25 protein-coding genes and 1 pseudogene are annotated in these 26033 nt (G+C 37.8%); 4 read left to right on the forward strand and 22 right to left on the reverse strand.

The features are described from left to right. Window positions 1-65: 65 nt before the first annotated feature. From ACTNEP_RS18870 to adh, 10 genes are all read right to left on the reverse strand, one after another. Window positions 66-1247, reverse strand: a complete 1182-nt coding sequence (locus tag ACTNEP_RS18870) for a methyl-accepting chemotaxis protein (protein ID WP_441163512.1) — start codon at window positions 1245-1247, stop codon at window positions 66-68. Between the two features lie 15 nt (window positions 1248-1262). After that, window positions 1263-1640, reverse strand: a complete 378-nt coding sequence (locus ACTNEP_RS18875; RefSeq protein WP_441163513.1) for a hypothetical protein — start codon at window positions 1638-1640, stop codon at window positions 1263-1265. 16 nt (window positions 1641-1656) lie between these two features. Next, window positions 1657-2034, reverse strand: a complete 378-nt coding sequence (locus tag ACTNEP_RS18880) for a carboxymuconolactone decarboxylase family protein (RefSeq protein WP_441163514.1) — start codon at window positions 2032-2034, stop codon at window positions 1657-1659. A gap of 25 nt (window positions 2035-2059) precedes the next feature. Next, window positions 2060-3712 (reverse strand): thiamine pyrophosphate-binding protein, encoded by a 1653-nt coding sequence (locus ACTNEP_RS18885; protein ID WP_441163515.1) that lies wholly within the window; start codon window positions 3710-3712, stop codon window positions 2060-2062. 615 nt (window positions 3713-4327) lie between these two features. After that, window positions 4328-5416: an NAD(P)-dependent alcohol dehydrogenase gene (locus ACTNEP_RS18890; RefSeq protein WP_441163516.1), complete on the reverse strand. Its 1089-nt coding sequence runs from the start codon at window positions 5414-5416 to the stop codon at window positions 4328-4330. Between the two features lie 233 nt (window positions 5417-5649). After that, window positions 5650-6444 carry an SDR family NAD(P)-dependent oxidoreductase gene (locus ACTNEP_RS18895; protein ID WP_441163517.1) on the reverse strand — a complete coding sequence of 265 codons (795 nt, stop codon included), beginning with the start codon at window positions 6442-6444 and terminating at the stop codon, window positions 5650-5652. Window positions 6445-6503: 59 nt separating this feature from the next. After that, window positions 6504-7511: a helix-turn-helix domain-containing protein gene (locus ACTNEP_RS18900; protein WP_441163518.1), complete on the reverse strand. Its 1008-nt coding sequence runs from the start codon at window positions 7509-7511 to the stop codon at window positions 6504-6506. 210 nt (window positions 7512-7721) lie between these two features. After that, complete coding sequence (locus tag ACTNEP_RS18905; RefSeq protein ID WP_441163519.1) at window positions 7722-8021, reverse strand: hypothetical protein; 300 nt, start codon at window positions 8019-8021, stop codon at window positions 7722-7724. Between the two features lie 268 nt (window positions 8022-8289). After that, entirely contained in the window at window positions 8290-8625 is a 336-nt protein-coding gene (locus ACTNEP_RS18910; protein WP_441163520.1) for a DUF779 domain-containing protein, read from the reverse strand. Between the two features lie 23 nt (window positions 8626-8648). Further along, complete coding sequence (gene adh / locus ACTNEP_RS18915; RefSeq protein WP_441163521.1) at window positions 8649-10169, reverse strand: aldehyde dehydrogenase; 1521 nt, start codon at window positions 10167-10169, stop codon at window positions 8649-8651. A 345-nt stretch (window positions 10170-10514) separates the two neighbouring features. Here adh and ACTNEP_RS18920 point away from each other — a divergent pair, with 345 nt between their 5' ends. Beyond that, window positions 10515-11135, forward strand: a complete 621-nt coding sequence (locus ACTNEP_RS18920; protein WP_441163522.1) for a lysozyme inhibitor LprI family protein — start codon at window positions 10515-10517, stop codon at window positions 11133-11135. 270 nt (window positions 11136-11405) lie between these two features. Here ACTNEP_RS18920 and ACTNEP_RS18925 read toward each other — a convergent pair. Next, window positions 11406-11672 (reverse strand): annotated as a pseudogene (locus tag ACTNEP_RS18925) (IS30 family transposase); the annotation flags it as partial. Between the two features lie 114 nt (window positions 11673-11786). Here ACTNEP_RS18925 and ACTNEP_RS18930 point away from each other — a divergent pair. The 3 genes from ACTNEP_RS18930 (at window position 11787) to ACTNEP_RS18940 (ending at window position 14013) form a co-directional block, all read left to right on the forward strand. Then, window positions 11787-12569 (forward strand): PhzF family phenazine biosynthesis protein, encoded by a 783-nt coding sequence (locus ACTNEP_RS18930; RefSeq protein WP_441163523.1) that lies wholly within the window; start codon window positions 11787-11789, stop codon window positions 12567-12569. A 77-nt stretch (window positions 12570-12646) separates the two neighbouring features. Then, the gene (locus tag ACTNEP_RS18935) at window positions 12647-13222 is read left to right on the forward strand and encodes a LysE family translocator (protein WP_441163524.1); all 576 of its coding nucleotides are present in this window, start codon (window positions 12647-12649) and stop codon (window positions 13220-13222) included. A gap of 11 nt (window positions 13223-13233) precedes the next feature. Further along, the gene (locus ACTNEP_RS18940) at window positions 13234-14013 is read left to right on the forward strand and encodes a helix-turn-helix domain-containing protein (RefSeq protein WP_441163525.1); all 780 of its coding nucleotides are present in this window, start codon (window positions 13234-13236) and stop codon (window positions 14011-14013) included. A 40-nt stretch (window positions 14014-14053) separates the two neighbouring features. On the opposite strand, the gene ACTNEP_RS18945 is transcribed toward ACTNEP_RS18940, so the two are convergent. The 11 genes from ACTNEP_RS18945 to ACTNEP_RS18995 all read right to left on the reverse strand — a co-directional run bounded on the left by ACTNEP_RS18945 (window position 14054) and on the right by ACTNEP_RS18995 (window position 26025). Then, window positions 14054-14593 (reverse strand): hypothetical protein, encoded by a 540-nt coding sequence (locus tag ACTNEP_RS18945; RefSeq protein ID WP_441163526.1) that lies wholly within the window; start codon window positions 14591-14593, stop codon window positions 14054-14056. Between the two features lie 334 nt (window positions 14594-14927). Beyond that, the gene (locus tag ACTNEP_RS18950; protein WP_441163527.1) at window positions 14928-15671 is read right to left on the reverse strand and encodes a DeoR/GlpR family DNA-binding transcription regulator; all 744 of its coding nucleotides are present in this window, start codon (window positions 15669-15671) and stop codon (window positions 14928-14930) included. 19 nt (window positions 15672-15690) lie between these two features. Further along, window positions 15691-16596, reverse strand: coding sequence for a ribokinase (locus tag ACTNEP_RS18955; RefSeq protein WP_441163528.1), 906 nt, complete (start codon window positions 16594-16596; stop codon window positions 15691-15693). Window positions 16597-16598: 2 nt separating this feature from the next. Then, window positions 16599-17579 (reverse strand): ABC transporter permease, encoded by a 981-nt coding sequence (locus tag ACTNEP_RS18960; RefSeq protein WP_441163529.1) that lies wholly within the window; start codon window positions 17577-17579, stop codon window positions 16599-16601. Beyond that, window positions 17560-19089, reverse strand: coding sequence for a sugar ABC transporter ATP-binding protein (locus ACTNEP_RS18965; protein ID WP_441163530.1), 1530 nt, complete (start codon window positions 19087-19089; stop codon window positions 17560-17562). The genes ACTNEP_RS18960 and ACTNEP_RS18965 overlap by 20 nt, the downstream gene beginning before the upstream one ends. A 99-nt stretch (window positions 19090-19188) precedes the next feature. Further along, window positions 19189-20289: a substrate-binding domain-containing protein gene (locus ACTNEP_RS18970; RefSeq protein WP_441163531.1), complete on the reverse strand. Its 1101-nt coding sequence runs from the start codon at window positions 20287-20289 to the stop codon at window positions 19189-19191. A 63-nt stretch (window positions 20290-20352) separates the two neighbouring features. Further along, entirely contained in the window at window positions 20353-21309 is a 957-nt protein-coding gene (locus tag ACTNEP_RS18975; RefSeq protein ID WP_441163532.1) for a sugar phosphate isomerase/epimerase family protein, read from the reverse strand. Window positions 21310-21861: 552 nt separating this feature from the next. Continuing rightward, window positions 21862-22851 (reverse strand): aldo/keto reductase, encoded by a 990-nt coding sequence (locus tag ACTNEP_RS18980; RefSeq protein ID WP_441163533.1) that lies wholly within the window; start codon window positions 22849-22851, stop codon window positions 21862-21864. Between the two features lie 231 nt (window positions 22852-23082). Continuing rightward, window positions 23083-24315: an endo-1,4-beta-xylanase gene (locus ACTNEP_RS18985; RefSeq protein ID WP_441163534.1), complete on the reverse strand. Its 1233-nt coding sequence runs from the start codon at window positions 24313-24315 to the stop codon at window positions 23083-23085. Window positions 24316-24781: 466 nt separating this feature from the next. Then, window positions 24782-25624 (reverse strand): class II fructose-bisphosphate aldolase, encoded by an 843-nt coding sequence (locus tag ACTNEP_RS18990; protein WP_441163535.1) that lies wholly within the window; start codon window positions 25622-25624, stop codon window positions 24782-24784. A gap of 14 nt (window positions 25625-25638) precedes the next feature. Further along, complete coding sequence (locus ACTNEP_RS18995) at window positions 25639-26025, reverse strand: tetratricopeptide repeat protein (RefSeq protein WP_441163536.1); 387 nt, start codon at window positions 26023-26025, stop codon at window positions 25639-25641. Between the last annotated feature and the right edge of the window lie 8 nt (window positions 26026-26033).

Consider the following 26033-nt stretch of genomic DNA (forward strand, 5'->3'; position numbering starts at 1 on the left):
TCATCCCTTTGAGAAAATTCTAGAGCAAAGAATTTTATCATCACATGTTATTCTTTAGTTCTCTATTACTTCACTTTATCATTTAAATTATTGGCAATATCAGAAAGCATATGTGCGGAGCCTGATACTTCTTGCATAGAAGCATTTAACTGTTCGATAACCGCAACAATATTCTCGATATTGGCAGTTGAACTACTTACCTCTTCTGACACTTTCTCAATAGATTGAGTCACATGTTCCATATTGGTCGTCACATCACTAATTGCTGTGTTTAAATCTTGAATGAATTCGTCCACCTCATCAATATTCGATGCGATATCTTGGAAGACTTCCTTAACATCTTCATTTAAGGCTGCGCCATCTTTAATCGACTGTCCGCCTTCTGAGATTACCTTCGTCACTTCTGCTGTACCTGCTTGGATTTCTTGAATCAAGCCCTGTGTTTTACTTGTTGCATCATTCGTTTGTTCAGCCAATTTTCTAACCTCATCTGCAACAACAGAAAATCCTTTTCCATGCTCTCCTGCACGGGCAGCTTCAATGGCAGCATTTAATGCTAACAGGTTCGTCTGACTAGAAATATCTGTTATCAAAGATAAAATTTCGCCGACCTGATTTGTTTTTTGATCAAGCTGATGAACTACATCAATCGATTGTTTTACTTGATCACCAATGAGTTCCATTTGTTTCATAATCTTAGCAACTGCCAAATCACCATTTTTCGATTGGCTGATCGCCTGCTTAGATGTTTCAGAAACAAAATTAATGCTCTCCACAATTTCCTGTAAGCTAAAGAAGATTTGACCGGAAGTTTCATTCACTTCATGAATTTCATTAGCTTGCGTATCAGCTCCAGCAGCCATTTCTTGCATCGTAGACGAGATTTCCGCTACTGCATCGCTGGATTCTTTTGTTGTGGACATTAATTGTCCTGCCGTAGCCGCTGTTTGGGCCGAAAGCTCTTTTGTTTCTTGATCAAGACTTGATTGTTTTGTTACCGTCTCATCTGCTACTTGCACGTCCTTAGCAGCGGCAGGTTGAAACCTAATGAACAAAAGAGCCAATCCAATAGTCAAGGCGATAAGCACGATTACACTAATGACAAAATAAACACTTGTACTAGTAAAAGATAAGAGATCCAGCATTAGAACCATTGTTAGCATGGATAGCAAAGCAATTATTAATGAATAGACGATAAAATATAGGTTACTTTTATTTTTGGGAATTGACATTAAACTTTTTTTCATCATTCATCTACCTTATTATATTTCCATTTCTTCGACATCTAGGAACTTCAATGCTTCCTCAAGACTGGTAAATGCCTTTACACTGTCTTTGGTTCCAGATGAACGGGATAGGCGGTTAAGTTGCATTTTTAGTGTCACATTTGGCGCAATATTTGCGTTCTTCTCCACATATTTAGCTACATCTGCCATCAATTGCCCCCAGACTTCATTTACCTCCGGTTTCGCAACCGTGTCAATTAAGCTATTATCATTTAAAAATTTCGTGATATGTGGCTTTTGCAATTGTGACCGAACGAAATCAGCCTGTTGCTTTGCTTCCTCAACTGTAGCCGCCATTTCTTTATACTTGAAATAAAACACATCTTTGTATTCTTTTGTTTCGTATTTACTCATGGGGAATGCCTCCTAATTATTTTGTTTCGTATTGATCTAATACTTCTTTAAATATATGTAATGCATGAATCGCTTTTGGAAAGCCTGCATATGCACTACAGTGATTAATGACTTCTAAGATTTGTGCTTTTTCCACTCCAACATTTAGTGCCGCTCGAAAATGATAATGCAAGCCTCTTCCAACATCGCCTTGCGTAATTAATGAAGAGAGTGTCACAAGTGCCCTTTGCTTTAAATCTAAGCTGTCATCAGCGTAGACATCTGCATAGCCAAACTCCAATGCAAGCTTAGCTAAGCGAGGAGAAAAAGATTCTACTGCCTTCATGGCATCAATACCTTGCTGACCTGCTAATTCTTCTATCTTCTTCCAACCAAACGCTTGCTTATCCTCCACTTCGATCACTCCAATATAAAAATAATTAACCTCTTTTCAATGTAGGTGGTACCTCTTCTTTCCATGTTAGAAGCTCAACTACAGATGGACCAGCTGTATCCATTGCTTGCTTCACTGCTGTCTCCATTTCATTAATCGTTTGACATCTAGTACTGTTAATACCTAGCGACTCACCAAATTGTGTCGCATTAATCCCGTAACTGTATCTCGTTCCTGCTGACTGACCAAGGCCATTTTTCATCCCCTTGTCGACCATGTCAAGCATGCCATTGTTAAACACGACAAAGGTAATATTCGCCTGTTGGTCAACAGCAGCTGACAGCTCCATTCCATGCATCATTAAACAACCATCGCCAACAAAACATACTATTGGCTGATCTTGATTGACTAAGGAAGCACCGATGGCCAATCCAAGTCCATGTCCCATTGCTCCAAAGACGTCATCAAAATAAAAAGTACCTGGTACCCTTGTATCAAAATACTTAATACCATAAAAGGTATGGCTACCATCATCTCCAAAGACAATTGTATCATTTGGCAAGTAATCTCTTAGCTTTAACATAGCCGTTGCTGTTGAAATTCGGCCGCCTTCTGGATCGCTATTGGCTACTAATTGTCTGTCTTTCTTTTCCTCTACCCAGTAAGTGGATAGGTCAAGTTTGTCTACAGGACGCTCAGGTGCATAGTAAGTAACGAGCTGAGATAAATTTTGCTTGGCGTCACCTTTGATCAGCGTTGTATCAAGCAAAACGGTTTTTCCAACAAAGGTCTCATCTTGATCAAATTGAATAATGTGCTTAGGGTATAGATCAGGCGTTAGACCAGCCGTCGACATATCGGACAACCGGGTCCCAATCACGACCATTACGTCAGTCCCTTCTTTCACATACGCCTCTGCTGCTGCAGTACCCCCTAAACCGAAGCTACCGAGAGATAGCGGATGCTGGGTTGGAAAGGTTCCTTTGCCACCTGGTGTGGTCATTACAGGTATCTGCCAATTTTCTGCAAACTGTTGAAGCTCCTGATAGGCTCTTGCCCGATGTACGCCTTTCCCAACTAAGATTACAGGCCTCTGTGCCGATTCCAACACTTCTTTCACTTGGCCTAAATTAGCTGAAATAGTGTTATCGACTATATCCCAGTTTGGCATGTCAATGCTTGGCATCTCTTGCGTTAAAATATCAAGTGGGATAGATAAGTGGACTGGACCCATCTTACCTGTTAAGGCCTTTTGCAAAGCATGCTGCAAATAACTCGATAATAGTGAAGCATCATCTACTCTAGCACTAAAAAGCGTCAGTGGTTTGAATAACTCCACAAGATTGGTTCCAAATATACTGGAATCTTGTCCAAGCGCTTTACCACTGTCTCCCAATGGTGGATGACCGGTAATAAATAATACTGGTGCATTAAATGCCTTCGCCTGACCAGCTGCAGTCAGTAAGTTCGTTCCACCTGGACCAGACGTCCCGATTGCAACACCAAGTGATTGGTTTTGTAATGCATAGCCAGTCGCCATGTAACCAGCGCCACATTCATGTCGTGAGAGCACAAAGTTAATACCTTGCTTTTCCATTTCTAGAATTAATGGGGTAACTGGTTTTCCTGGAACACCAAACGCCTGATCACATCCTAATTGCTTTATCATTTTTACTAGATTAGTAGCTAAACTAACCAATTCGGCTTCACCTCCTAATATAAGTCCACATGACTTATATCGACAAAAACCTCTAATAATTAACAAAATATGAGGTTTTAACAATTAAAACATTACTTTTTTACTAGGTTTGTTGGTTTATTTAGTTAGATAAGCTAACTACTAATAGTTCTAATTATCTAATAATTATAGAACTGCATTTATTGTGTTATTAAGAAAATTGGTTAGCTATTGGAGGGGAGTTAATCGATTGGCAAACCTTCTCTTATCCTTGTGTTTGGACTATAAATGGTAAACTTTGGCTCAGATGAGAAAGGGATGACGAGGATAAATTACCTTTGTACACAGATTTACAAAAGCAGGTGATAGACCAATTAAAAAACGGGGCTCTAATCTCACTTAGCTATGGCTGACACTGTACAGCGATATAGTATATATATATCTGTTTTGGTGATTTGGTTAATCTATGTTTTGATAGTACTTGAAAAGATAGGTGACCCAATAATGGAAGTCCTGAACTTATATCTATGATTTATAATAGAGGTAAGCGCGATTTTTTTTACGATCAGGCACTTCAGCTGAAACAAGCATTCACTTATAAAGTGAATGCTTGTTACCTGATTAAACAACATATGATCAGCTAATTTTTAATATAGGCTTAATCGCCATACCCCTTTTTGAATCTTCGAATGCCTGGTTGATATCATCGAACTCGTAAAATTTCACTAATTTATCAAACGGGAATAATCCTTCCTTATAGTATTCCAACAGCTTCGGTATAAACACCTGAGGTACCGAATCACCTTCCACAACCCCGACCATTGTTTTTCCTTCGGCCATAATTTCTTCATGAACATCAATGTTCACTTCCGGAGTTGCTCCTACGATTGCAAGCTTCCCAAGAGGTCGAAGTGCTTGAAGACCTTGGCGGACAACTGACGGTACACCTGTTGTTTCCACACCGTAATGGGCTCCTCCATTTGTTATCTCCTTGATTTGGTCCACTACATCTCCATCTCTTCCATTAATAGCGTGTGTAGCCCCCAGTTCTCTCGCAATCTTTAACCGGCTGTCATGAAGGTCAACAGCAATAATATGTTTGCAGCTCGTTATTTTTGCCGCCATTATTGCACTCAAGCCTACGGCCCCTGCACCGTAAATAACAATAGAGGTTCCGAACTCCGGCTTTAGGTGGTTTAATATTGTGCCGCTACCTGTTTGAATCCCACAACCTAAAGGTCCTAATAAGGAGAGATCCACATCCTTGTCCACTTTCACTATGTTTCGTTCATTCGCAACAGCATAGGTACCAAAAGAGGACTGTCCGAAAAAGGTAGAAAGGTCGTTTCCTTCCTTATGTAAACGGTGTGTCTGATCCTCCATTTTTCCACCAAAATTCAGTGTATTAAAATCCGTACATACCGTCGGATGTCCTGTAAGACAATTTTCACAATGACCACAGTGGGCAAACGATAAAACAACATGATCCCCTTGCTGTACAGTTTTCACTCCACTACCTGTTTTCTCCACTATTCCCGCTCCTTCGTGTCCTAGTACAGCAGGATAGGGAGTCATTCCACCGTCACGAGCAACCGCGTCTGTGTGACAGACACCGGTAGCAACAATTTTCACTAACACTTCGTTTGCCTTCGGTTCGGATAACTCCACTTCCTCAATGATGAAGTCTTCTTCCTGGTTGTGTGTAACAGCTGCTTTTATCTTCAACTTCTTCCAGCTCCTTCTATCGTTGTTTTCCATGCATGCTATATCTCCAGAAAATTCTTTGTCTACCAGTACTTTTTTATGTTTTCCGTTGCAACTTATTCCATTCAAGAATTTTCAAAAATTTTCATCATCTGAAGGATTAAAATAATTTTTAGATACAGCTTATAACTATGAAAAAGAAGGTACTATAGGAGAGGCTGTTATTCGGAGTTCTCTACCATATAGGAAGAGTGCTAAAAAATAGTCGGTACCAGTCCGCCATCCATGCGGATTGGAGACCCTTTAAATGCGGATGCATAAGGACTACACATAAATGTAATTAGCCTGCCTATTTCAGTTGGCCTGATAAATCTCTGTATTTCAGATTGAGGCAGGTTTGTAATCATAAATTCTTTCTCTTTTTCTGAAAAAGTCATATCTTCATTAGGGTATATACCCTCAATTATTTGATGCACGTTTTCAGAGAGTGTTGGTCCTGGCATGACCGTATTGACTGTGACTTCTTTTCCTGTTGTTAATTTAGATAAGCTTTTTGACAACGATAATAGCATTGATTTTGTCATACAATACTGAGGCATCTGTCCTGAAGGCATAACTGCTTCCTCACTCGCAATAAAAATAATTCTTCCAAAATTATTGTTCAACATTTTAGGTAAATAAAATTTAGATAATCCATTTGCGGCAAGAACATTAGTGCGAAAGTATTTTTCCCATACTTCATCGTCAACGTCCTCATATTGCATGATTTCATAAATACCCATATTGTTAACTAAAATATCAATATTAGGGTGTTTTTTAAATAAAGATTCTCTTTGTTGAATATCCACAATATCGGCCGTTGCATTTTGAGGATAGGTAGTCGGGAAATCTGATTTAATTTCATTTACAATTCGTTCTACCTCTTCATCATTTCGTCCATTGATTAGTACATTAACACCTTCTTTGGCAAGTTCAATGGCAATAGCTTTACCAATACCTTTCGTTGATCCTGTAACTAAAGCTGTTTTATTGTTTAATCCCATATCCATCATACATTTCTCCTTTTAATTTACTTGAAGATATATATTGCAGTTTTAAACATGTCAATTTATTGAGTTTTTCTTAATTGTTCAGTACGCCAGTTTGAAGGAGTATCATCTTCCCAAAGGCGAAAAGCCCGGTAGAACGAGTTTTGGTCTTCATATCCAATTAGGAAGGCCACCTCGCTTATATCGAGCGAGGGGTCTGCTAAGTACTCCCGTGCCCGCTCATGTCGGACTTGTGTTAAAAGATGCTTGAAGCTTGTCCCTTCGTCAGTAAGACGGCGCTGTAATGTACGATTGCTCATCCCCAACTCGCCTGCGACAGTCTGAATGGCGGGACGCCCTCCTGTCAGGCTACGTTCCAAGACCCACTTAACCATCTCAGTGATTGAGTTGCTGCGCTCTTGCTCATCCAAAGGTTGGTCCAATACAGGAGCCAAAATCTCCAGCAATTCTTTGTTGTACGAGACAAAGGGACTGTCCAAGTCACTTCTATGGAGCGTTAATTTGTTACAATTTCCACCGATCTGGATATGACAGCCGAAGTAATTCTCAAGTAGCTCTACGTCGCCCATTGAATGTGAAAATTCGACGGACTTTGCCGTCAAAAGTTGACCTGTCCCCCTGCGCCCTAGCTCCAGAAGAAATGCTAACGTGATACCAATCAGCATCGATGGACCAGGTTGATCAGTATATAACCATTTTAGTTCGATTGTACAATGCTCATCTTCCTCGGTGATAAGTAAGTTTTCAGGGGGACACATTTGCTTGTACCTAGCCATTCGCGTTAGTGCGTCACGGTAGTCACGAGCGTGATAAGCTACTAGTACGGTCGGTGGGTAATGAACAGTTTCAAAGCCGATCGCAAGCTTGATAATCCCCTTGGCAGTGTCATCTATGAGATCGGCATAAGCCTGCCAAATTGAGAAATATTGGCTGGCGTTGACAACTGTTTCATTAATAATAGTGAGTGGAAGCCCTGCTTTTCGAACCACTTCATGGGGGGCGACTCCTACTTGGCGTAATCCTGTCCAAAATCCTGCCGGGAATTTAATACGAGTATAAGACGTCATTAATAAATCTCCCCTTGATTGTGTCCAGCCTTGTTAGCGGGACAGTTATTAGTTTACCAACTTAATGTCGCTTTGTAACTAGCAAAGAACGACATTTCACTTGCTATGTACGTCAATTAAATCAAATTTGTTGATATGATTGAAAAATACATAAGCTATTTCAACAGGAAGCACATTTTCCATTATCATAAAACATCCTGCTTTTCTTCTTCAGCAATCTGGCCCATTTGTTACCATTAGACCAACCTTTGAGCCAAGACCTATTTCCTGAAAAATAAAAATATTACCATAATAAGGAACCAAGAAATTCGCCATGCCTTGTTGGGGCGTAAAAATAGAAGGAAATACAAGATACCCCAGATGACTGACATACGAAACCCCGGTTGCAAAGCACATATAAGAATGTATTTCACCTTCACTCATTCCATTCCCAAATAAGGGTAATGTATTAAATGAAAATAACAAGAGCAAAAAAATTAGGTTATATTTATGAAATGCTTTCTTACTCAACTGTATCTCTCCTAATATTTTATCCTTTTACCTTTTCTTTTTCCGCTAACCCGCCTCGTTAATTTAAGTTCATTATTTCACAAGCCACTTAAAAATGTAGACCTTTATCACGCAGTAATAGTCTACTACGCAATTAAAAAGTTAATTTGGCTCGTTTCTAGAAAACTGCTTTTTTAAGTTAATCAAATTCTAATTAGCAAAAACGAAGCCCAATTTGAGCTTCGTTTTTTTATCATATATTTTATTTACTAATCTAAACCTTATTATGTTACTCAAATACTCGCGACCGAATTAAAAATCGCTTCCCTTCTGGATTTTCCAAAGAAAACATCCCTCCTCGGCCTTCTACTACATCAATAATCAGTTGGGTATGCTTCCAATATTCATATTGATCCTTCGACATATAAAAAGGGCTGTCATTTATATAACCTAATAAAATATCAGCATCCCCAACGCGAAATTCTCCTCTTGGATAGCACATTGGCGAGCTTCCGTCACAGCAACCACCAGACTGATGGAACATTAAAGGACCATGCTTCTCTTTTAACAGATCCATTAACGCCACTGCCTCATCGGTTGCCAAGACCTTTGCTTGTTGTGTCATGCACCCGCCTCCTTTCTAAAGGATTAGAAAAATCCTTTTGGCTCGGTACTATAGCTTACGAGCAAGTTCTTTGTTTGTTGATAATGAGATAACATCATGTGATGATTTTCTCTTCCAATTCCTGATTTTTTATAACCACCAAAAGCAGCATGAGCAGGATAATCATGATACGTATTCGTCCAGACACGCCCTGCCTGAATCCCTCGACCGAGTCGATATGCCTTATGAAAATCACGTGTCCAAACACCTGCGCCTAAGCCATATAATGTGTCATTGGCAACAGCCAACGCTTCTTCTTCATCTTTAAACGTTGTCACAGCAAGCACAGGGCCAAATATTTCCTCTTGGAAAATTCTCATCTTATTATGCCCTGTGAAAATAGTTGGCTTGACATAATAACCATTTGAAAGCTCGCCATCTAATTGGTTTCGTTCACCACCAATAAGCACCTTTGCTCCTTCTTGCTTACCGATATCTAAGTAAGACGTGATCTTCTCCATTTGTTCGGTAGATACTTGCGCACCCATCATTGTCTCTGTATCTAATGGATGACCCGTTTTTATCGCATTGACACGCTCTACAGCTCGCTCGATAAACGCCTCATAAATATCTTCGTGGATCAAAGCACGTGACGGACATGTACAAACTTCCCCTTGGTTTAATGCAAACATCACCATACCTTCAATCGCTTTATCTAAAAAAGCATCGTCCTGTGCCATCACATCTTTAAAGAAAATATTGGGGGATTTTCCTCCGAGCTCTAACGTGACGGGAATAATGTTCTCAGATGCATACTGCATAATGAGTCGCCCTGTTGTTGTTTCACCCGTAAAGGCAATTTTTGCAATACGGCTGCTCGAAGCTAACGGTTTACCTGCTTCTAAGCCGAATCCATTTACGACGTTGACTACACCAGGTGGAAGTATATCTTGAATCAGTTCAAGTAAGACATGGATGGATGCTGGGGTTTGTTCTGCAGGCTTGATGACAACGGCATTACCTGCTGCTAGTGCTGGGGCAAGCTTCCACGTTGCCATTAATATCGGAAAGTTCCAAGGAATGATTTGTCCTACGACGCCAAGTGGTTCATGGAAATGATAGGCGACAGTATCCTCATCAAGTTGACTAATCGTGCCTTCTTGTGCTCGAATAGTTCCAGCAAAATAACGGAAATGGTCGACAGCTAATGGTAAGTCTGCAGCTAACGTTTCTCGAACCGCTTTTCCATTATCCCATGACTCTGCAACAGCTAGCATTTCTAGATTTTCTTCTATGCGATCAGCTATTTGATTTAACATATTCGCTCGCTCTGCTGGAGCTGTTTTCCCCCATGATGGTGCAGCCTTATGGGCAGCATCTAGTGCAAGCTCTACATCGTCAGCAGTAGAACGAGCTATTTCACAAAACACTTCACCGGTAACTGGTGTCATGTTTTCAAAATATTGACCTTTTACAGGCGGCGTCCACTCACCGCCAATATAGTTGTCATATCTTTCCTTAAAATTCACGACGGAACCCGGTTGGTTTGGTGTTTCATATTTCATACTTATTCCTCCCCATTTTTACTTTCAAGAATGCTCAAAATAGGTGTTGATCCATTTGGATAACACCTACTTTAAATATATTGATTAGTGAGGGAGAATATGCCTGAAGTAAATAGAAGAAAAGATAGATTGTCTCATAAACCTTTCTACTCATCAGGAAAGCATGAATCCAAAACCTGCTACCATTTTTTTAAGTGGGCATAGAATGCACTATGCTCAAATCATTCCAAAAGAAATTACATCATTCTGCATTCAACACAACAGGATAATTATGTTAACATGAAGTAGTAGAACTCGTGACTTTTGCACCCCTCATAATCTATCTACATCATGGAGGAATTTTTTATGGACAAAAAGAAGAGCATATCTATCTTCATTTTTTTAGTAATAATAATGTTAGCGGCTTGCGAAGGTTCATCTGCCCAATCGGAAAGTGCTGTGAACAACCATTCACTCCACAACCATGCAGACGAAGCTAACAATGATTCTATTAAGAAAGATTTACCAGAAACAATACCGGACGAAGAGAATGAGCATAACGAGTTGGAAAATGGAAAGACGTCGAATCAATCAAAAGAAGAACAAAATTCATCTGTTACTAATTCGACTACCAATCTAAAAGAAACATATCTAAATAAATTACATAATACAAATGAAAGAACAGAAAAGATGGAAGCTGTAGACAGTTCTACCTATGCCTTAAAAGATGTTGCACATAACCAATACAAGGAATGGGACGATTTATTAAATGAGATTTATGGTGTATTAGAAGACCAGCTATCTGCTGAAGAGATGAGCAAATTGCGAGAAGAACAACGTGATTGGATAGCACATAGAGATGAAACGGCGAAAGAAGCGTCACTACAATATGAAGGTGGTACAATGGAACAATTAGAGTATGTAACGGTTCTTGCAAACGTTACAAAGGATAGATGTTATGAGTTCGTGGAAGCATATATGAAGTAGTTTGTACGCTTTTCACAATCGTCAAAATACCCACTTCTTCCAAAGCTAGCACTTCTTTAGCAAAAGCTTCATAGTTATTGAAAAAAGGCGAGGATAATTCGTTTAGTTGATTAATATCGATTGTTTTCTTTGGGTATAGAGCCTTCTTCTAGTTCTGTCATACTCTTCATCCTATGTGTTGAGATATGTCTTATTTTATCTATTGGGGGCAGGACATGGAAGGGAAGGGAATGGAACAACTTATGACTTTTATCACTGAAATAATCAATTGGCCAAACTGGTTTTTTTAGGAAAAATTCTCTTAAACAGTCCATTCGAGTTCTCATACTGCCACCTGGCTATGAAGAAAAAGGTTCTGCAAAGTATATTCGAATGTTTGTATCTTGCTCAATGGCGTTGTAACAGGCGAATCTCTGACTCTATGGCTTCTTCCATAGAGTCAAAGATTCGATTAGGCTATGTACTGGTTTTACGTTCTACAAAAGTAGCGAAACATCCTTTACTTTTACCACGGCTGGACACCACACTATTAAGCTGTATTTCAATGTGCATGAGTTTATCTCCTTTAAGTATTATACTCCTTGAGTTGAGGGTTATATCGATGTAAAATAACGCAAAAGATTAAAAATAGTATACACCGGAGGTAATAAAATGAAATATTTCGTAGTAGATGCTTTTGCAGAAAAGGTATTTGAAGGAAATCCAGCAGGCATCTGTATCATGAGGGATTGGATTTCAGAAGAGCTCATGCAGAAAATAGCGATAGAGAACAACCTCTCAGAAACAGCATTTGCCGTAAAGGAAGGAACACATTATGGACTGAGATGGTTTACACCTGGAGGTGAAATTAATCTTTGTGGTCATGCTACATTAGCAACAGCATTTATCTTATTAAATAATCATGAAAAGAAATCCAATCAAGTCAAGTTTCGCACAATTAGTGGTAAGTTAATTGTCAATCAACAAGATGATTTATATGAATTAGATTTTCCTGCTGTTCCTTCCGAAGAGATTGAGGTTTCTGAAGAAATGATCAATGCCTTGGGAATCGTGCCAAAAGAAGCATTCTTAAATAGAGATCTTATTTTCGTATTAGATTCCGAGGAAGAAGTGAGAAACATAAGTCCTGACTTTGTCAAATTAGAAGCATTACCAGATGGATTGGGTGTTTGTGTAACAGCGAAAGGGAGAGAATATGATTTTGTTTCTCGAGGTTTTTTTCCTAAGCTAAAGGTAAAGGAAGATCCTGTAACAGGTTCTTTACATTGTAGCTTAATTCCGCTTTGGGCGAAGAGACTAGGGAAAAAGGAATTGGTGGCAAGACAAATATCAGATAGAGGTGGAACGCTATATTGTAAATTTGAGGATACTCGAGTAAAAATTGCTGGAAGAGCAGTGTTATATTCAGAAGCCGAATTAGCTATTGAGGTTTAACTCTGCAATAATATACTATAACCCCTTCCATGATTAGCTGTAAAATGACAGAAGAAACATGGAAGGGAGTTATCCTTATGAGTATTATGTCTTTTTTAACCTATTGTTTTATTGTTACTTTTACCCCTGGGCCAACTAATATTGTGATATTATCGACCGTTCACCAATCAGGGACGAAAAAAGCTCTAAGATATACTTATGGGGCTACGATTGCCTTTGGTTTACTACTCGCTATCTCAGCGATGCTGAATACATTACTTGTTACGGTCATCCCTAAGATTTTATTTTTCATGCAGGCCATTGGAACGCTCTACATGCTCTATCTTGCCTACCAAATCTATCAATCAGATGCTTCCAACCGAAAGGTACACGATACGGGCACCTTTCTATCAGGCTTCCTCATGCAATTTTTAAATCCGAAGGTGCTACTGTTTTGTATGACAGTCATCCCTAGCTTTATTTTACCGTACACAAAGGCACCATCTGCGCTGACAATTGGCGTTATCGTGATCACAGTTATTGGATTTTTGGCATTTATAACATGGCTGCTTTTCGGTTCTATCTTCAGGACGTTTTTACAGAAACATAGTAAATTAGTGAATGTAGTGATGGCATTATTCTTAGCTTATTCTGCTGTTATGATCTGGATGTAGAGGTGATCGTTTTGGACAAATTTATCTATAAAAAAGCTGCTGGTATTACTGCATTGTCAGCGAGCATTTCTGAATTTTCCTATAAAAAACACTCTCATAAGGAATATGCGATGGGGGTTACATTACGTGGTATCCAACACTTCAACATGGACGGTAGTTTGCAATTGTCCTATCAAAATGGGGTAATGCTATTTAATCCAGAACAGGCACATGACGGAATGGCCCATGATGAAACAGGACTGGATTACGTTATGCTATACATTGATCCCGAACTGCTCTTTGAAGCAATGGAGAAGAAGGATTTGATTCATTTTTCCACACCTGTTGTATATGATGTGAATCTACAACAAAAAATATTGTGTCTATCTCATGCGATTTTAAATGAAAAAGATGAGGCGTTATGTAGTGAATGGTTCTTATCCCTAACAGATAGTCTTATGATAAGAAATAACCTTGTTGCAGATTCGAAAAAAGATAACGTGCTGATAAGTAAGGCGAAGGAGATGCTTCATGCTAACATTGGAAATGTGCTAAAGCTTGATGAGATATGTAAAGAGCTTGATCTATCGAAATTCCAGTTTATTAGATTGTTCAAATCCCATACTGGCACTTCTCCTTACCAATATTTTCTTAACTGCAAGGTGGAGCGCGCCAAGGCATTAATCGAAGAACATCGTGATATTTATACAGCTGTTGCGGAATGTGGCTTTGTTGATTTAGCCCATTTAAATAAACATTTTAAGAGTGTTTATGGGACCACAGCATTTGAGTATATTTCGCATATGAATTGATTCAACCATTTGGGGTAGGTGCAATATGGTATGTCTTTATTCATAAATTTCTTTGATCACCTTTTGATTTTATAATAATACCTACGCCCCACGCCTCACCACCTTCGATATGGTTTTGGATATCTGATACATCAATATCCGTTTCCATTCTAATTCGCTTGGCTTCTTTCGCACCAAGCGTTAGCTTATAAGGGGCGTTGTTATTCATAAGTGATACCATTGGTGGATCATCATCTTCATTAAATTCAACCGTAAATGGAACATCATGATTGCTATAGTTTATAAAGGATAGCTCACATTCTCCATGTAAAGTTTCCTCACTTTTCATTTCAAAACTACACTCGCTTTCTTCATTCGAGTAGGAAATGGCATATATGCCTGTGGCAAAGCTCTTTTGAAATGAACTAACTATAAACGCCGGAGCAAAAATAAACATAAACAAGACAAGGAATCCGATCCTGCCATGATATTTCTTTAATGATTTCACCAACAAAAATAGACCTATAATTAGGAAAGCTAAAGCAATAATTCCTACAGTATGAAACCCATTTGCGAATCTAACAGGGATATTCCATGTCATAAAAATTACTTCCCCGAATGGATAGGAATGTGGGAAAGGAAAATGTAGTAGGATAGAAACGAATAAAAAAACGAGTGATAAATAAAACATGGATTTGCTTTTTATCAATTTAATCCCCCTACCGTTTTATACAACAGTTTACTCTCTCTTCAAAAGAACGCCCAATACTAGTATTATTCGGACTACCGGTTCAATTGATAGACATGAAAGATTTAGCCACATAGGAGTTCAATATGGCGGAAAACAGAAATAAAAGAACTAAAATAGTAAAAAAAACAACAGCCCTACCCAAAACAAGAGCAACGCCATTGTTCCTTCACCACAACCTATCAAACTACTCAGCTACATAATATTCTACTCTACCATCCAACTCTTCAATCTTCTTATCTGTAATTAATGAACACTGATTCAATTCAAATGCTTTACATAGTGAACTTTTCTTATACTTTGAGCTATCTGCTAGAATATAACATTTTTTTGAATTGCTATTGATGATTGTTTTCTTGCTTGCTTCTCTGAAGTCTGGGGTATTAATTCCCTCTCTTAAACCAAAACCCGTGGTTCCGACAAATGCTTTATCAAAAAATAAGTTCTTTAAAATAGTATCTGTTAAAGGGCCGTTGATCGAATCCAAATCCTTGTTAACTTCACCGCCTACGATGATACAATCGGAAATATTCGGATTATCCAATTCATTTAATACTTGGATGTTTGATGTCACAATTTTTATATCTTTAGCTTTAATGTATTTAGGGATACTTAAACAGGTTGTGCCAGAGTCAATATAGACAACCTCTTCATTTTTGACAAAGGAAGCAGCAAGTCGAGCAATTTTCTCTTTTTCGTTTTTATATAGAAATTTTTTCGTACCTACTGGTAATTCTAGTGCATTAATTTTAAGCTTTACTCCGCCACCTCGAAGTAAAATTATTTGTCCTTCTTCCTCAAGAACCTTCAGATCACGTCTAAGCGTCGACTCAGAAATGTCATTAAAAGTTTCCAAAAATTCCTCGATATAGATGATTTCCTTCTCTTCTAATGCTTCGATGATTTTCTTTTGTCGTATATATGGGATCATTTTATAACCTCGCTACTAACTAGTGATTGATTACTTCTTCTAATAAAGGCATTGCCTCGTGAGCACCTATTTTTGTTACAGTTTTTGAACTTACTTTAGATGCAAACTCTCCTGTTTCCTTGATCGTGAATTTGTTTAACACACTATAAGCTAATCCACCAATATAGGAGTCACCCGCGCCTGTGGTTTCCAATACGTTTACTTTTTCAGCAGGGAAATGTTGCTTTTTCTTCCCATCAAATAGAACACTACCTTTTTCACCTAATGTAATGCAAACAATATGACGAACCTTTTTTAGCAAAAGATCACTAGCAGCCAACGCATCATCGGCTGTTTCGATTACCGTTTGTGCATAATAGCTTGCTTCTGCTTCATTTACAACTAAGCAATCTACGAGTTTCAAAGCTTTAGCAGAAATAGGGACACTCGGGGCAGCATTTAAGATGATATAACACCCATGTTCTCTACCTACCTGGATGGCGTATTCTGCAACATCTATCGGGATTTCTAATTGGATCACCATCATTGCTGCTTCTTTGATTAATGGCAAAGCATTTTTAATATCATCGATCTTAAGCTCGTAATTGGCACCTTTCGCAATAGTAGATAAGAGCCTTCCATCTGGGAAAGAGTTAACAAATCCTAATCCTGTATTCGTATCCGCTCTCTTCATAAAGTCTGTCTGAACATGATATTTCTTTAATTCAGTGAGTAGCTCTTCACCAAAATGATCATTCCCTACTTTTCCAACCATATAAGTGTCTAATCCTAATTTGGCACATTGAACCGCTTGATTGGCACCTTTCCCACCACCACACATTGACACACTGTTTGCGGTGATTGTTTCTCCAATTTTAGGTAATCGATCTTGTTTTATAATTATATCATAATTGATACTGCCAATTACTACCGTTTTATGTGTCATTTTTAGCTCGCCACCTTAGCCTTGTTGTTGTTCTTAGTCACTTTGATTTGTTTCAATTTATCTTGGATGTTCTCAAAATATGCTGCTATTACTATAATAGCCCCTGTCGCAATATATTGCCAGAATGTATCGACACCGACAACGACAAGCCCAACTTTTAAAGTAGATAATAGTAATGCACCTAAAAGAGTACTAATCATATTTCCTTTACCACCAGCTAAGCTTGCACCACCAATTGCCGCAGCAGCGATCGCATTCAGTTCATAAGTTTGACCTGCTGCAGGCTCACCTGATCCTAGGCGTGCTAATAATACCATACCAGCAAGGGCTGCTCCTACCCCACATAAGGCATATGCCCAAATTTTCGTTCTATCGACATTTACACCTGAAAGCTTCGTTGCTTCCTCATTTCCACCAATGGAATAAACATATGTTCCGAATCTCGTATATTTTAAAACGATATGTCCAAAAACTGTAAAAGCTAATAAAACAACGATCGAGATTGACACTCCACTGATGATATCTCCTGATAACATGTTTCTAAAACTATTAGGAATATCCAACACTGGCCAACCACCTGTATACACATAAGCAATCCCTCTATATGCACTCATCGTACCTAAAGTCACAATAAAGGGTTGTAAATTCATTTTCGTGATCAATACACCATTGATGATGCCTAAAACTAATCCAAGTCCGATACCTACTATTAGTGCAACAACTGGATTTACTCCTCTAACTAACAAATCACCGACGATGACAATGACAATTGCAAAGGTTGAACCAACTGATAAATCAATTCCGCCTGTGATAATCGCATAGGTGATCCCTAATGCGAGTAAGCCGTTTATTACCGTTTGATCTACAATATCAAGTAAATTGCCTGTACTTAAGTAAATCGGTTCAATAATGGAAAAAATAACGACCATTAATAAGATCGCAAAGATCAAATATAGTTCACGGCTAGCTAATTTTGCTTTCATGATTGTTTACCCCCATCGCATATTGAAGTATATCTTCCTCTGTAAGTTGATTGTTTTCCAATTCTTTTACTTTCTTTCCTTCTCTCATCACAATGATTCGATCTGACAATCCTAATACCTCTGGTAGCTCTGATGAGATGATAATGATGGATTTCCCTTTTTCAAGTAATTCCTCTAACACTCTATAAATCTCTGCTTTTGCTCCAACATCTACACCCTTTGTCGGTTCATCAAGGATTAAAATTTCTGCGTCAGATGATAACCATTTGGAAATAACGACCTTCTGTTGATTTCCACCACTTAAATGAACCGTCATATAATGAGGATCAACTGGACGTAAATTTATTTCATTTACATAATGTTCACAGTTTTTCGTCTTCTTGTTATGTTGAAGCAGTCCAAACTTAGTAAACTTCTCCAATTTAGATAAACCAATATTATTAGCATTATCGAAATATTTAACAAACCCTTGTGTTTTTCGATTTTCTGGTATTAATCCAATCCCTAATTGAACGGCCTTCTCTGGTAATGTAATATTCACTTCCTTACCGCTTAATTTGATCGTGCCGCTTGTCTTCTTCTCTGCTCCAAATACCGTTCGTAACACATCTGTTCGCTTGGACCCTACTAATCCAGCAAATCCAAGAATTTCACCTTTCTTCAAATGAAAAGATATATCCTCAAAGACGTTTGCCAAAGTTAAATTTTCTACTTCTAACACCGTCTCCGCATCTTCTTTGACCAAACCTTTTTTATTTCGTATAGCAAAAGACGATACATCTCTTCCTACCATTCTCTTAATCAATTCTTCTTTTGTGACATCACTTACAGAGAAGGAATCAATAAAATTACCGTCTCTCAAAATTGAAGCACGATCACATATTTCAAAGATTTCTTCTAATCGATGGCTGACATAGATAATGGTCATCCCATTATTTTTTAATTCATTAATAATGTTAAATAGCGCTTTTGTTTCCTTTGTCGATAAAGATGCGGTAGGTTCATCAAAAGAAATAACTTCCGCATTGTGATATAAAGCCTTTGCTATTGCGACCATTTGCATCTCACCAGTACTTAATGTGTTGGCCATATCTTCACTTTTGAAGCTGCAATTTAGGCGTGAAAGTATTTTGTTCGCCTTTTGATGCAATTTCTTATAATCAATTAGGAAGCCTTTCTTTGGCTCATAACCAAGCACAATATTTTGACCTACAGTTATCTCTGGTATAATACTTACCTCTTGGTGCACCTTCGAAATCCCTTGTTCAATCGCATCATTCGCATTCTTGAACTGGGCAATATCACCATTTAACCTTATACTTCCGTCATATTCTGTGTATACACCATGTAGAATATTTAATAAAGTAGATTTCCCTGCACCGTTCTCCCCTAAGAGGGCGTGAATTTCTCCCTTTTTTATTTCAAAACTAACTTCTTCTAGCGCTTTTACACCTGGGAAAGCTTTCGTAATATTCTGAAATTGGATAATTGGCTCATTATGTTCTATCATTTCGGATTTCCCCCTTTTCACACACTATAGTCGAACCCATTACACGATTCGACTATAGTAATCATTCAAAACCAACGTTTCTTCTATATGAGAGATTTATTATTGTTCCACTTCTGCTTCAGACCAACCAATAATTTCTTCTGCTGGCTTATCAACATTAGTGGAATCAATTAATGCCTGCGGTGTCCAAATCACTCGAGGCAACTCTTGTCCACCTAGATTTCTTAAAGCCATTTCAACTGCGATTTGGCCTTTATATAATGGGAAAGAATCGATTGTCGCATCAAGCTCACCCGCTCGAATTGAATCGTATGCCTCACCGATACCATCTACCCCTACAACGAGAATATCTTTTCCTGAAGCGTTAACAGCTTCCTGTACGCCAAGAGCCATCGTGTCGTTGTTAGCAAAGATTGCTTTTAAATCATCATGCTTTTTAATCCATGTTTCTGCGACATCCTTAGCCTTTGAGCGATCCCAATCCGCATTTTGTTTTTCTACTATTTCCATATCAGGGGCATTATCTGCAATCCACGTCTCAAAGCCAAGTGTACGTTGTCGTGCAGCAAAAGCCTTCGGCATACCTACAACAATGGCTACTTTACCTTCAGCTTCAATTTGATCCGCGATCCATTCTGCCGCTTTTGCTCCATTTTCGATTGCTTTCGGCCCGATAAAATACGGTGCTTCTTTAATGATCCCATCATTGACATTAAGCACTGGAATATCAGCTTCTAGTGCATCCTCTACACCTGGGACAAGGTTACTATCAGAGATTGGTGATAATAACAAGGCTGTATAATCTTTATTAATCATATCCCTTACAACAGCTAATTGCCCTTCTTCATCAGCTTCCCCTTGAGGTGATTTGACATCAATCGTTAAATCAAAGCCTGCTTCATTAAAATTATTTACACCTAGTTCCATGCCTTCTTTTAATGTTCGCCAATACTCATTTTCAAACGCTTTTGCTACTGCTCCTATTTTAATAGTTTCTGAGGATAAGGGAACAGAACCTAAGTCAGCACGAACTTCATCAACTGTTTGCCCGTCAGCTTCATCTGGGTTAAAACCAGTGTTTTCACCAGCTTCTTCCTCCGTCCCACTGTTATCTGCATTGCTAGCACTACTACAAGCTACCATTACTAACGACATAAATAATAAAAATAATACCAATAGACTTCTCTTCATTTTAACCATAATATAGCCTCCTATTTTTTAAAGTTATTAAATCGCTTTCATTCAGGTGGAGAATTTTAAGAGTTAAACTCTTAAATTCTCAATTTTTTCACCTTTTAGACATTTTAAAAATAACTCATTGGCATCAATTGCACTATTTTGAGTAATCACATCTTCAATGTATTCCAGTCCTAGATTGTCCAACAATCGATCTAACTGTTTGATCATTTTCACATTTTGTGTAATTTCTGCAATGGGCTCTTCTCTAATTGGAAATGTATCAAAATAAATCACTTGTTGATAATTTTCTTTCTTTAGATAATAGAGAAACTCGAGTGTCTGCATCAATGAAACGGTACCTAACATAAGACCATCATCGTGTGTACCGTATCCATCATTAAGATGAACACCAAATAATTTCCCTCGAGCTTGGGCAATGTTTAACCCATATGCTGGGTTCTCTCTTTTCATTAGCATGTGACAATAATCGACTGTTACCCCAATATTATCACGATCCACTTCATTGACCATTAGCATTGTTGTGCCAATACTGTCAATTAATGCAAAAGATCTTTCTTGATATGGCTTATACTCGATACTTATCTTTAGATTAGGTGCATAATCTGCTAATTGTTGCAAATATTCCCGCACTTGGTTCCAAGTTTTTTCATAATTGATTTGAAACGGATAATCAAAGCCATCAAATCCCAACCATACAGTAATGACTTCACCATTTAATGCTCTACATGCGTCGGCAGCCTCAAAGCATAATGTTTTCGCATCGTCTGCAATGGAGCTATCATTATTCCCTAACTCTCCATTGATAAAATGATTTCGAAATCTTAATGCTAGTCCATTAACTTCTAAATTCAATTCTTTTAACTTTTTTTCAATTTCTGTCACACTATACTGCTCGAAATGTTCTGGATAATTCAAATCGACACTCGTGATACCTTCTACATTAGCTAATTTCTCTAACGCCTCCAATATATCGCCATTTACTGAAGGGAGTATCGAGTTTAACCTTGATGCTAGTTTCATTTGTCCCATCCCCCATTAATAAAACTGATAATGCTTTCAAAAAGAATTCTAGCACGCTATTTTTCAAAAATCAACATATTTTTTCATATTTTTTCACTTTTAATCATAAAAAAATAATTATAGCTGCCATTTTTAATCAATATCTCGAGAAATGATCTGGGGCTAAGGGCGTGAATTGACAATGCTCAAAATAAGTCGTCCATCTAGATAGTACTTATTTTGATATGTATCAGTGAATTTATGTATTTAATAGAGTTCAATCAATAATTGTACCGATTATCTATGTTCATTTTTATCGCTATGTTCTACGTATGAAGGACTACTCATTTACTTCTCAGACCACTCTTTAATGATTTCCTTTAGTGCAAAAAAAAGATACCCTTATCAAACAAGGGTATCCTCCAACTTTTATAATTTTCTCCCATTACCTTCCTCATCTCTATCGATATAGGGTTAGTCTCCGAAGAAAGAAGGTGCTCCTAACTATTAGAATCAGATACAATTTAGTTCTTTAAAAAAAGAGCAATGACTATCTTTTTATTTTACCTGTAATCATTTTGTCGGCAATGGTGCATGCGGCGAAATAAATCCTTTGTCCACTAATTCAGTCCAGAAGGATTGTGGTATATCCTTTTTAATCATCTCTACATCTTCTGCAATATGTTCTGGGCGAGTAGATCCTGGGATGACAGCTTTCACAGCTGGATGTGCAGTTGAAAATTGTAAGGCTGCCGCTTTCAAGCTTACGTTATGGTTTTCCGCTATTTCTTCAAGTTGTTTTACTTTATTCAATATATGTTCATCCGCTTTTTCATAATTAAAATGATCTCCTCCAAGCAACACACCAGAATTAAATGGGCCTCCCACAATGATATCTATACCTTTGTCCACTGCTTTCGGCATCATACGCTGTAAGGCATGCTCATGCTGTAAAAGAGTGTATTGGGTAGCAGATAAGCATACATCAGGCTGTGCCTCCTCCAATTCCATCACTAGTTCGATAGGTTCGGTTGTATTTACACCAAGTCCCCATGATTTAATCACTCCTTCTTCACGAAGGCGACTTAAGACACGGAAGGCTCCATTTCTAGCCTCATCAAATTTTGTAATCCATTCATCTCCATGAAAATCAGGCGAAACATCATGAACAAATACCATATCCAAGCGATCCGTTTTTAATCGATCTAAACTTTGTTCAATTGATTTCATAGTGGCTTCCTCTGTATAGTCTGTAATGACTTTATTTTGACGGCCAGCCTCGAATATGCCGTCTTTGTCTTCTTGTTCATCAGTGATATAACGTCCAACTTTCGTTCCTATTAAATAATCATCTCGATCATACTTCGATAACACCTCGCCTAAACGAATTTCCGCTAAGCCTGCTCCATAAAAAGGTGCAGTATCAAAATAACGAATTCCTTGATCCCAGGCGGTTTGTATTGCCTCCTGTGCTTCCTCTTCGGGAACATCCCTGAACATATTCCCTAATGGTGCGGTTCCAAGACCTACTTTATGTTTAAGTGCTTGCTCTAACGACTTCACTAAAATTCCTCCTTGAATTATAAAGCTATATTAATCTTTTTCCGTTTTGAGCCTGCACTAAACATGAAGAGCTTCGATGCGTGGAATGATAACCTTTAAACATTAAGGAGAAATAATTATTTAACGGCAAATTCTAGAAACGTATTGAATATAGAATTGCAGCTTTTCTTATTTTCACTAGATTTCTGTGTTTCTTTACACAAAAAAAGGGACAAGAAATCTGCCCCCGATTTACACTACCAACTTTATTGTTCCTTCACTCTTATCTAATGTAAAGCTTACCTTTTTACCATCACATAAAAGGTCATAATCTCCAAGGAATCCTTCCAATGATACGATACCGTTGTCATCTGTTTTAGATTGTTTATTGGTATACCAATCACCTTTAATTAATTTCTTTAATACCTCATAAGATGGCTTCGAACTGTTATCCTTCCTAACAAATCCTGCTGGAGCCCCAAGCCATGCACCATCATCACTGAAGGACCATGTCGTAATCGCTTCTACAAGAGGGTGTTCAAACAAAATTGAATACATTTCTTCCACTTCTTTTGCCTGACGTTCTTCGAATTCTGGTGTAGAGGGCCATTCTGGAATCTGATAATCATTCAAATCCTCTATTTCAGGTGGCATCAGATGTCCAGAAGTTAATGTATTTTCTGTAAAGTGAATAGGAAGACCAAATTGAGAGAATCGCTCTAATACTTCTTCTAATTTTTCCCGTCCCCAATATCCTTGATGTTGATGGGACTGAATACCAATCGCATCAATTTGGATACCTGCGTTTAAGCAGCCATCAATTAATATTTCATAGTTTATCGATGTATTGAAGTCATTTAATAATAATGTTGCATCAGGATTAAATTCGCGTGTCTTCGCAAACATTTCTTTTATAATACCAACACGACCAAGATCTTTACTTATCCTCGTAATACCATTATCATACTTGTCAAAAATCGGCATAATGACCACTTCATTAATGACGTCCCACATATCGATAAGCCCTTTGAAATCTGTTACCTCTCGTTCAATCCTAGCAAACTGTGCTTGCAAAATTTCTTCATTGCTCATGTCGAGAAGCCACGGAGCTGTCACGGTATGCCAACAAAGCGGATGGCCCTTCACCGTTACATTTCTCTCTTTTAACCACTGAGCTGCTGCCTGTAATTCTTTTGTTTGTGGTTTACCTTTTTCAGGTTCGAACCTTCCCCAATAGAAAGGTAATGTACCAGCGTTAAATAGATCTAAAAATTTTTCTAGTTTTTCTTCTTGAAATGCGAGCCTGTCTGCTGGTACATTTTTATTTGCTACATCGATAGCATCAAAAATCCCACAACCAAATAAAAATTGGTGATTGGTTTGTTTCAGCTCCACTTCCTTCCCTGTAACAGGATTCCCTTGTGCATCAACGAGTTTAATCGTTTTACTCGCCATTCGATGTGCCAATTTATTTGTTTGTCCCATTCTGATACCTCCAAATTCATAACGTGTTGTTTTATAGATAGCGCTTTCTCTTCTGTTAATTAAATTCTAGCAAATATCCTCTGACGTAAAAACTAGGTAAGTTATAGATTTTATTGTATAAATTAAAGGTATTGTGGTAGTTACTCCGAAAAAGTTTTTGAATATTCATCAACTAGCTTGTTTTAGGATAATGATCTTTATACCCTAAAACACTGACAGATTTTTGCTCTTTCGCACTTCTTATCGCAATCTGAATCAAGTGACTTCTCTTTCCCTTATTTTGATATATTTGTAGTGCAAAAAACGGAGAAATTGTCAGTTTTCAAGAAGAGGCATTGGAATCAGGTAGGCAAAGCATAAAGAAGGGTAACCTTTGGTTATGTATAAAAAGAAAAAGCAACCCTTTTTCATTCAGCATGGATTGCTTTCCTTTTGTAAATAATTTGAATTTTATGGTATGCTTAGTTTACATTAGTTGGAACAGTTTTGATTTCTCTATCACGATGTCTTTTATTCTATTATTGGCAGGTAATAGAAGCTTTCTTAAAGATGTTAACGGAGTTGCTGAAGAGAATGTCTGATTAACTTCTTCAATATAGGATTTGTTTAATTCTGTTCCAACGTTTATTTTTTTCATTCCTTTTGCAACACATTTTCTCATGTCTTCGTCAGATACGCCCGTACCCCCGTGCAAGACTAGTCCTACGTTTTTCATATTAGTAGAAAGCTCTGATAATAACTCAAAATTAATCTTTGCTTTCGACTTGTACTGACCATGTGTTGTCCCAATCGCTACAGCTATTGCATCTACACCTGTTTCTCTTACAAATTTATATGCATCTTCAGGATGTGTGTAGATTGCCTCTTCTTCCGATACCACTATTCCATCTTCCGCTCCACCAATTGTTCCAACTTCACCTTCTACAGATACGTTTCTAGATCTAGCATATTCTGTTACTATTTTTGTATTTTTTATATTCTCATCAATATCTAAACTGGAACCATCATACATAACAGAAGTGTATCCCGCATCTATTGCTTCTTTAAGAAAGTCAATTGACTTACAATGATCCATGTGGAGACATACATCTATCTCTAATCGATTAGATAAAGTTTCAATACTGGAGACTAATAAATCAAGCCCTATATATTCAGCTGTACCAGGTGACGTTTGAATAATAATCGGTACATTGAGCTCTTTTGCACCTTCTAACATAGCGGGCAGCATTTCCAAACAGTGAACATTAAAAGAGCCTATTGCTCGTTTTCCTTCATTTTCCTCAAATAATTGATCCAAGCTTTTTAACATGATCAAACCCCTCTCTACATATTTCCCCTTATGGTGTCCTTTGTCAGTTTCATAAGGTCATCAGATTTTTGTAAGTATTCTTGCACTTTTTCACGATCTCCCTCTTTCGAAGCTTGTTTTCTTTTTATGTTGTATAGCTTAATTAAATCGGTAAAAGCTTTTCCTAAAGCCTTGTTCTGATCAATACTTTTCTCGTAATACTTAATTGCGTTATCATAGTCTTCTATTTCAAAATATAAACTACCTAACATATTTAACAGATGAATTTGATCTTCATTTTCGCCATTCTCAAGCTTTATTAAATACTCTTCTATTTGTTCTGAAAGATGTTCCTTTTTTACTTGCTGTTGCTGTTCTGTTTTTGGATCGTTATCTCGCTTCTTCTTTTTAAAAAATGGCATAGTACCTC

It is taken from the genome of Gracilibacillus sp. HCP3S3_G5_2, from assembly GCF_052063305.1.
In the GTDB taxonomy this organism is placed as follows: domain Bacteria; phylum Bacillota; class Bacilli; order Bacillales; family Amphibacillaceae; genus Gracilibacillus.

Coding starts and splice junctions, on each gene's coding strand:
- ACTNEP_RS18870 (WP_441163512.1), bottom strand. CDS start 1,247: ATGAAAAAAAGTTTAATGTCAATTCCCAAAAATAAAAGTAACCTATAT.
- ACTNEP_RS18875 (WP_441163513.1), bottom strand. CDS start 1,640: ATGAGTAAATACGAAACAAAAGAATACAAAGATGTGTTTTATTTCAAG.
- ACTNEP_RS18895 (WP_441163517.1), bottom strand. CDS start 6,444: ATGGATATGGGATTAAACAATAAAACAGCTTTAGTTACAGGATCAACG.
- ACTNEP_RS18900 (WP_441163518.1), bottom strand. CDS start 7,511: ATGACGTCTTATACTCGTATTAAATTCCCGGCAGGATTTTGGACAGGA.
- ACTNEP_RS18910 (WP_441163520.1), bottom strand. CDS start 8,625: ATGACACAACAAGCAAAGGTCTTGGCAACCGATGAGGCAGTGGCGTTA.
- adh (WP_441163521.1), bottom strand. CDS start 10,169: ATGAAATATGAAACACCAAACCAACCGGGTTCCGTCGTGAATTTTAAG.
- ACTNEP_RS18920 (WP_441163522.1), top strand. CDS start 10,515: ATGGACAAAAAGAAGAGCATATCTATCTTCATTTTTTTAGTAATAATA.
- ACTNEP_RS18930 (WP_441163523.1), top strand. CDS start 11,787: ATGAAATATTTCGTAGTAGATGCTTTTGCAGAAAAGGTATTTGAAGGA.
- ACTNEP_RS18935 (WP_441163524.1), top strand. CDS start 12,647: ATGAGTATTATGTCTTTTTTAACCTATTGTTTTATTGTTACTTTTACC.
- ACTNEP_RS18945 (WP_441163526.1), bottom strand. CDS start 14,593: ATGACATGGAATATCCCTGTTAGATTCGCAAATGGGTTTCATACTGTA.
- ACTNEP_RS18950 (WP_441163527.1), bottom strand. CDS start 15,671: ATGATCCCATATATACGACAAAAGAAAATCATCGAAGCATTAGAAGAG.
- ACTNEP_RS18955 (WP_441163528.1), bottom strand. CDS start 16,596: ATGACACATAAAACGGTAGTAATTGGCAGTATCAATTATGATATAATT.
- ACTNEP_RS18960 (WP_441163529.1), bottom strand. CDS start 17,579: ATGAAAGCAAAATTAGCTAGCCGTGAACTATATTTGATCTTTGCGATC.
- ACTNEP_RS18965 (WP_441163530.1), bottom strand. CDS start 19,089: ATGATAGAACATAATGAGCCAATTATCCAATTTCAGAATATTACGAAA.
- ACTNEP_RS18970 (WP_441163531.1), bottom strand. CDS start 20,289: ATGGTTAAAATGAAGAGAAGTCTATTGGTATTATTTTTATTATTTATG.
- ACTNEP_RS18975 (WP_441163532.1), bottom strand. CDS start 21,309: ATGAAACTAGCATCAAGGTTAAACTCGATACTCCCTTCAGTAAATGGC.
- ACTNEP_RS18985 (WP_441163534.1), bottom strand. CDS start 24,315: ATGGGACAAACAAATAAATTGGCACATCGAATGGCGAGTAAAACGATT.
- ACTNEP_RS18990 (WP_441163535.1), bottom strand. CDS start 25,624: ATGTTAAAAAGCTTGGATCAATTATTTGAGGAAAATGAAGGAAAACGA.
- ACTNEP_RS18995 (WP_441163536.1), bottom strand. CDS start 26,025: ATGCCATTTTTTAAAAAGAAGAAGCGAGATAACGATCCAAAAACAGAA.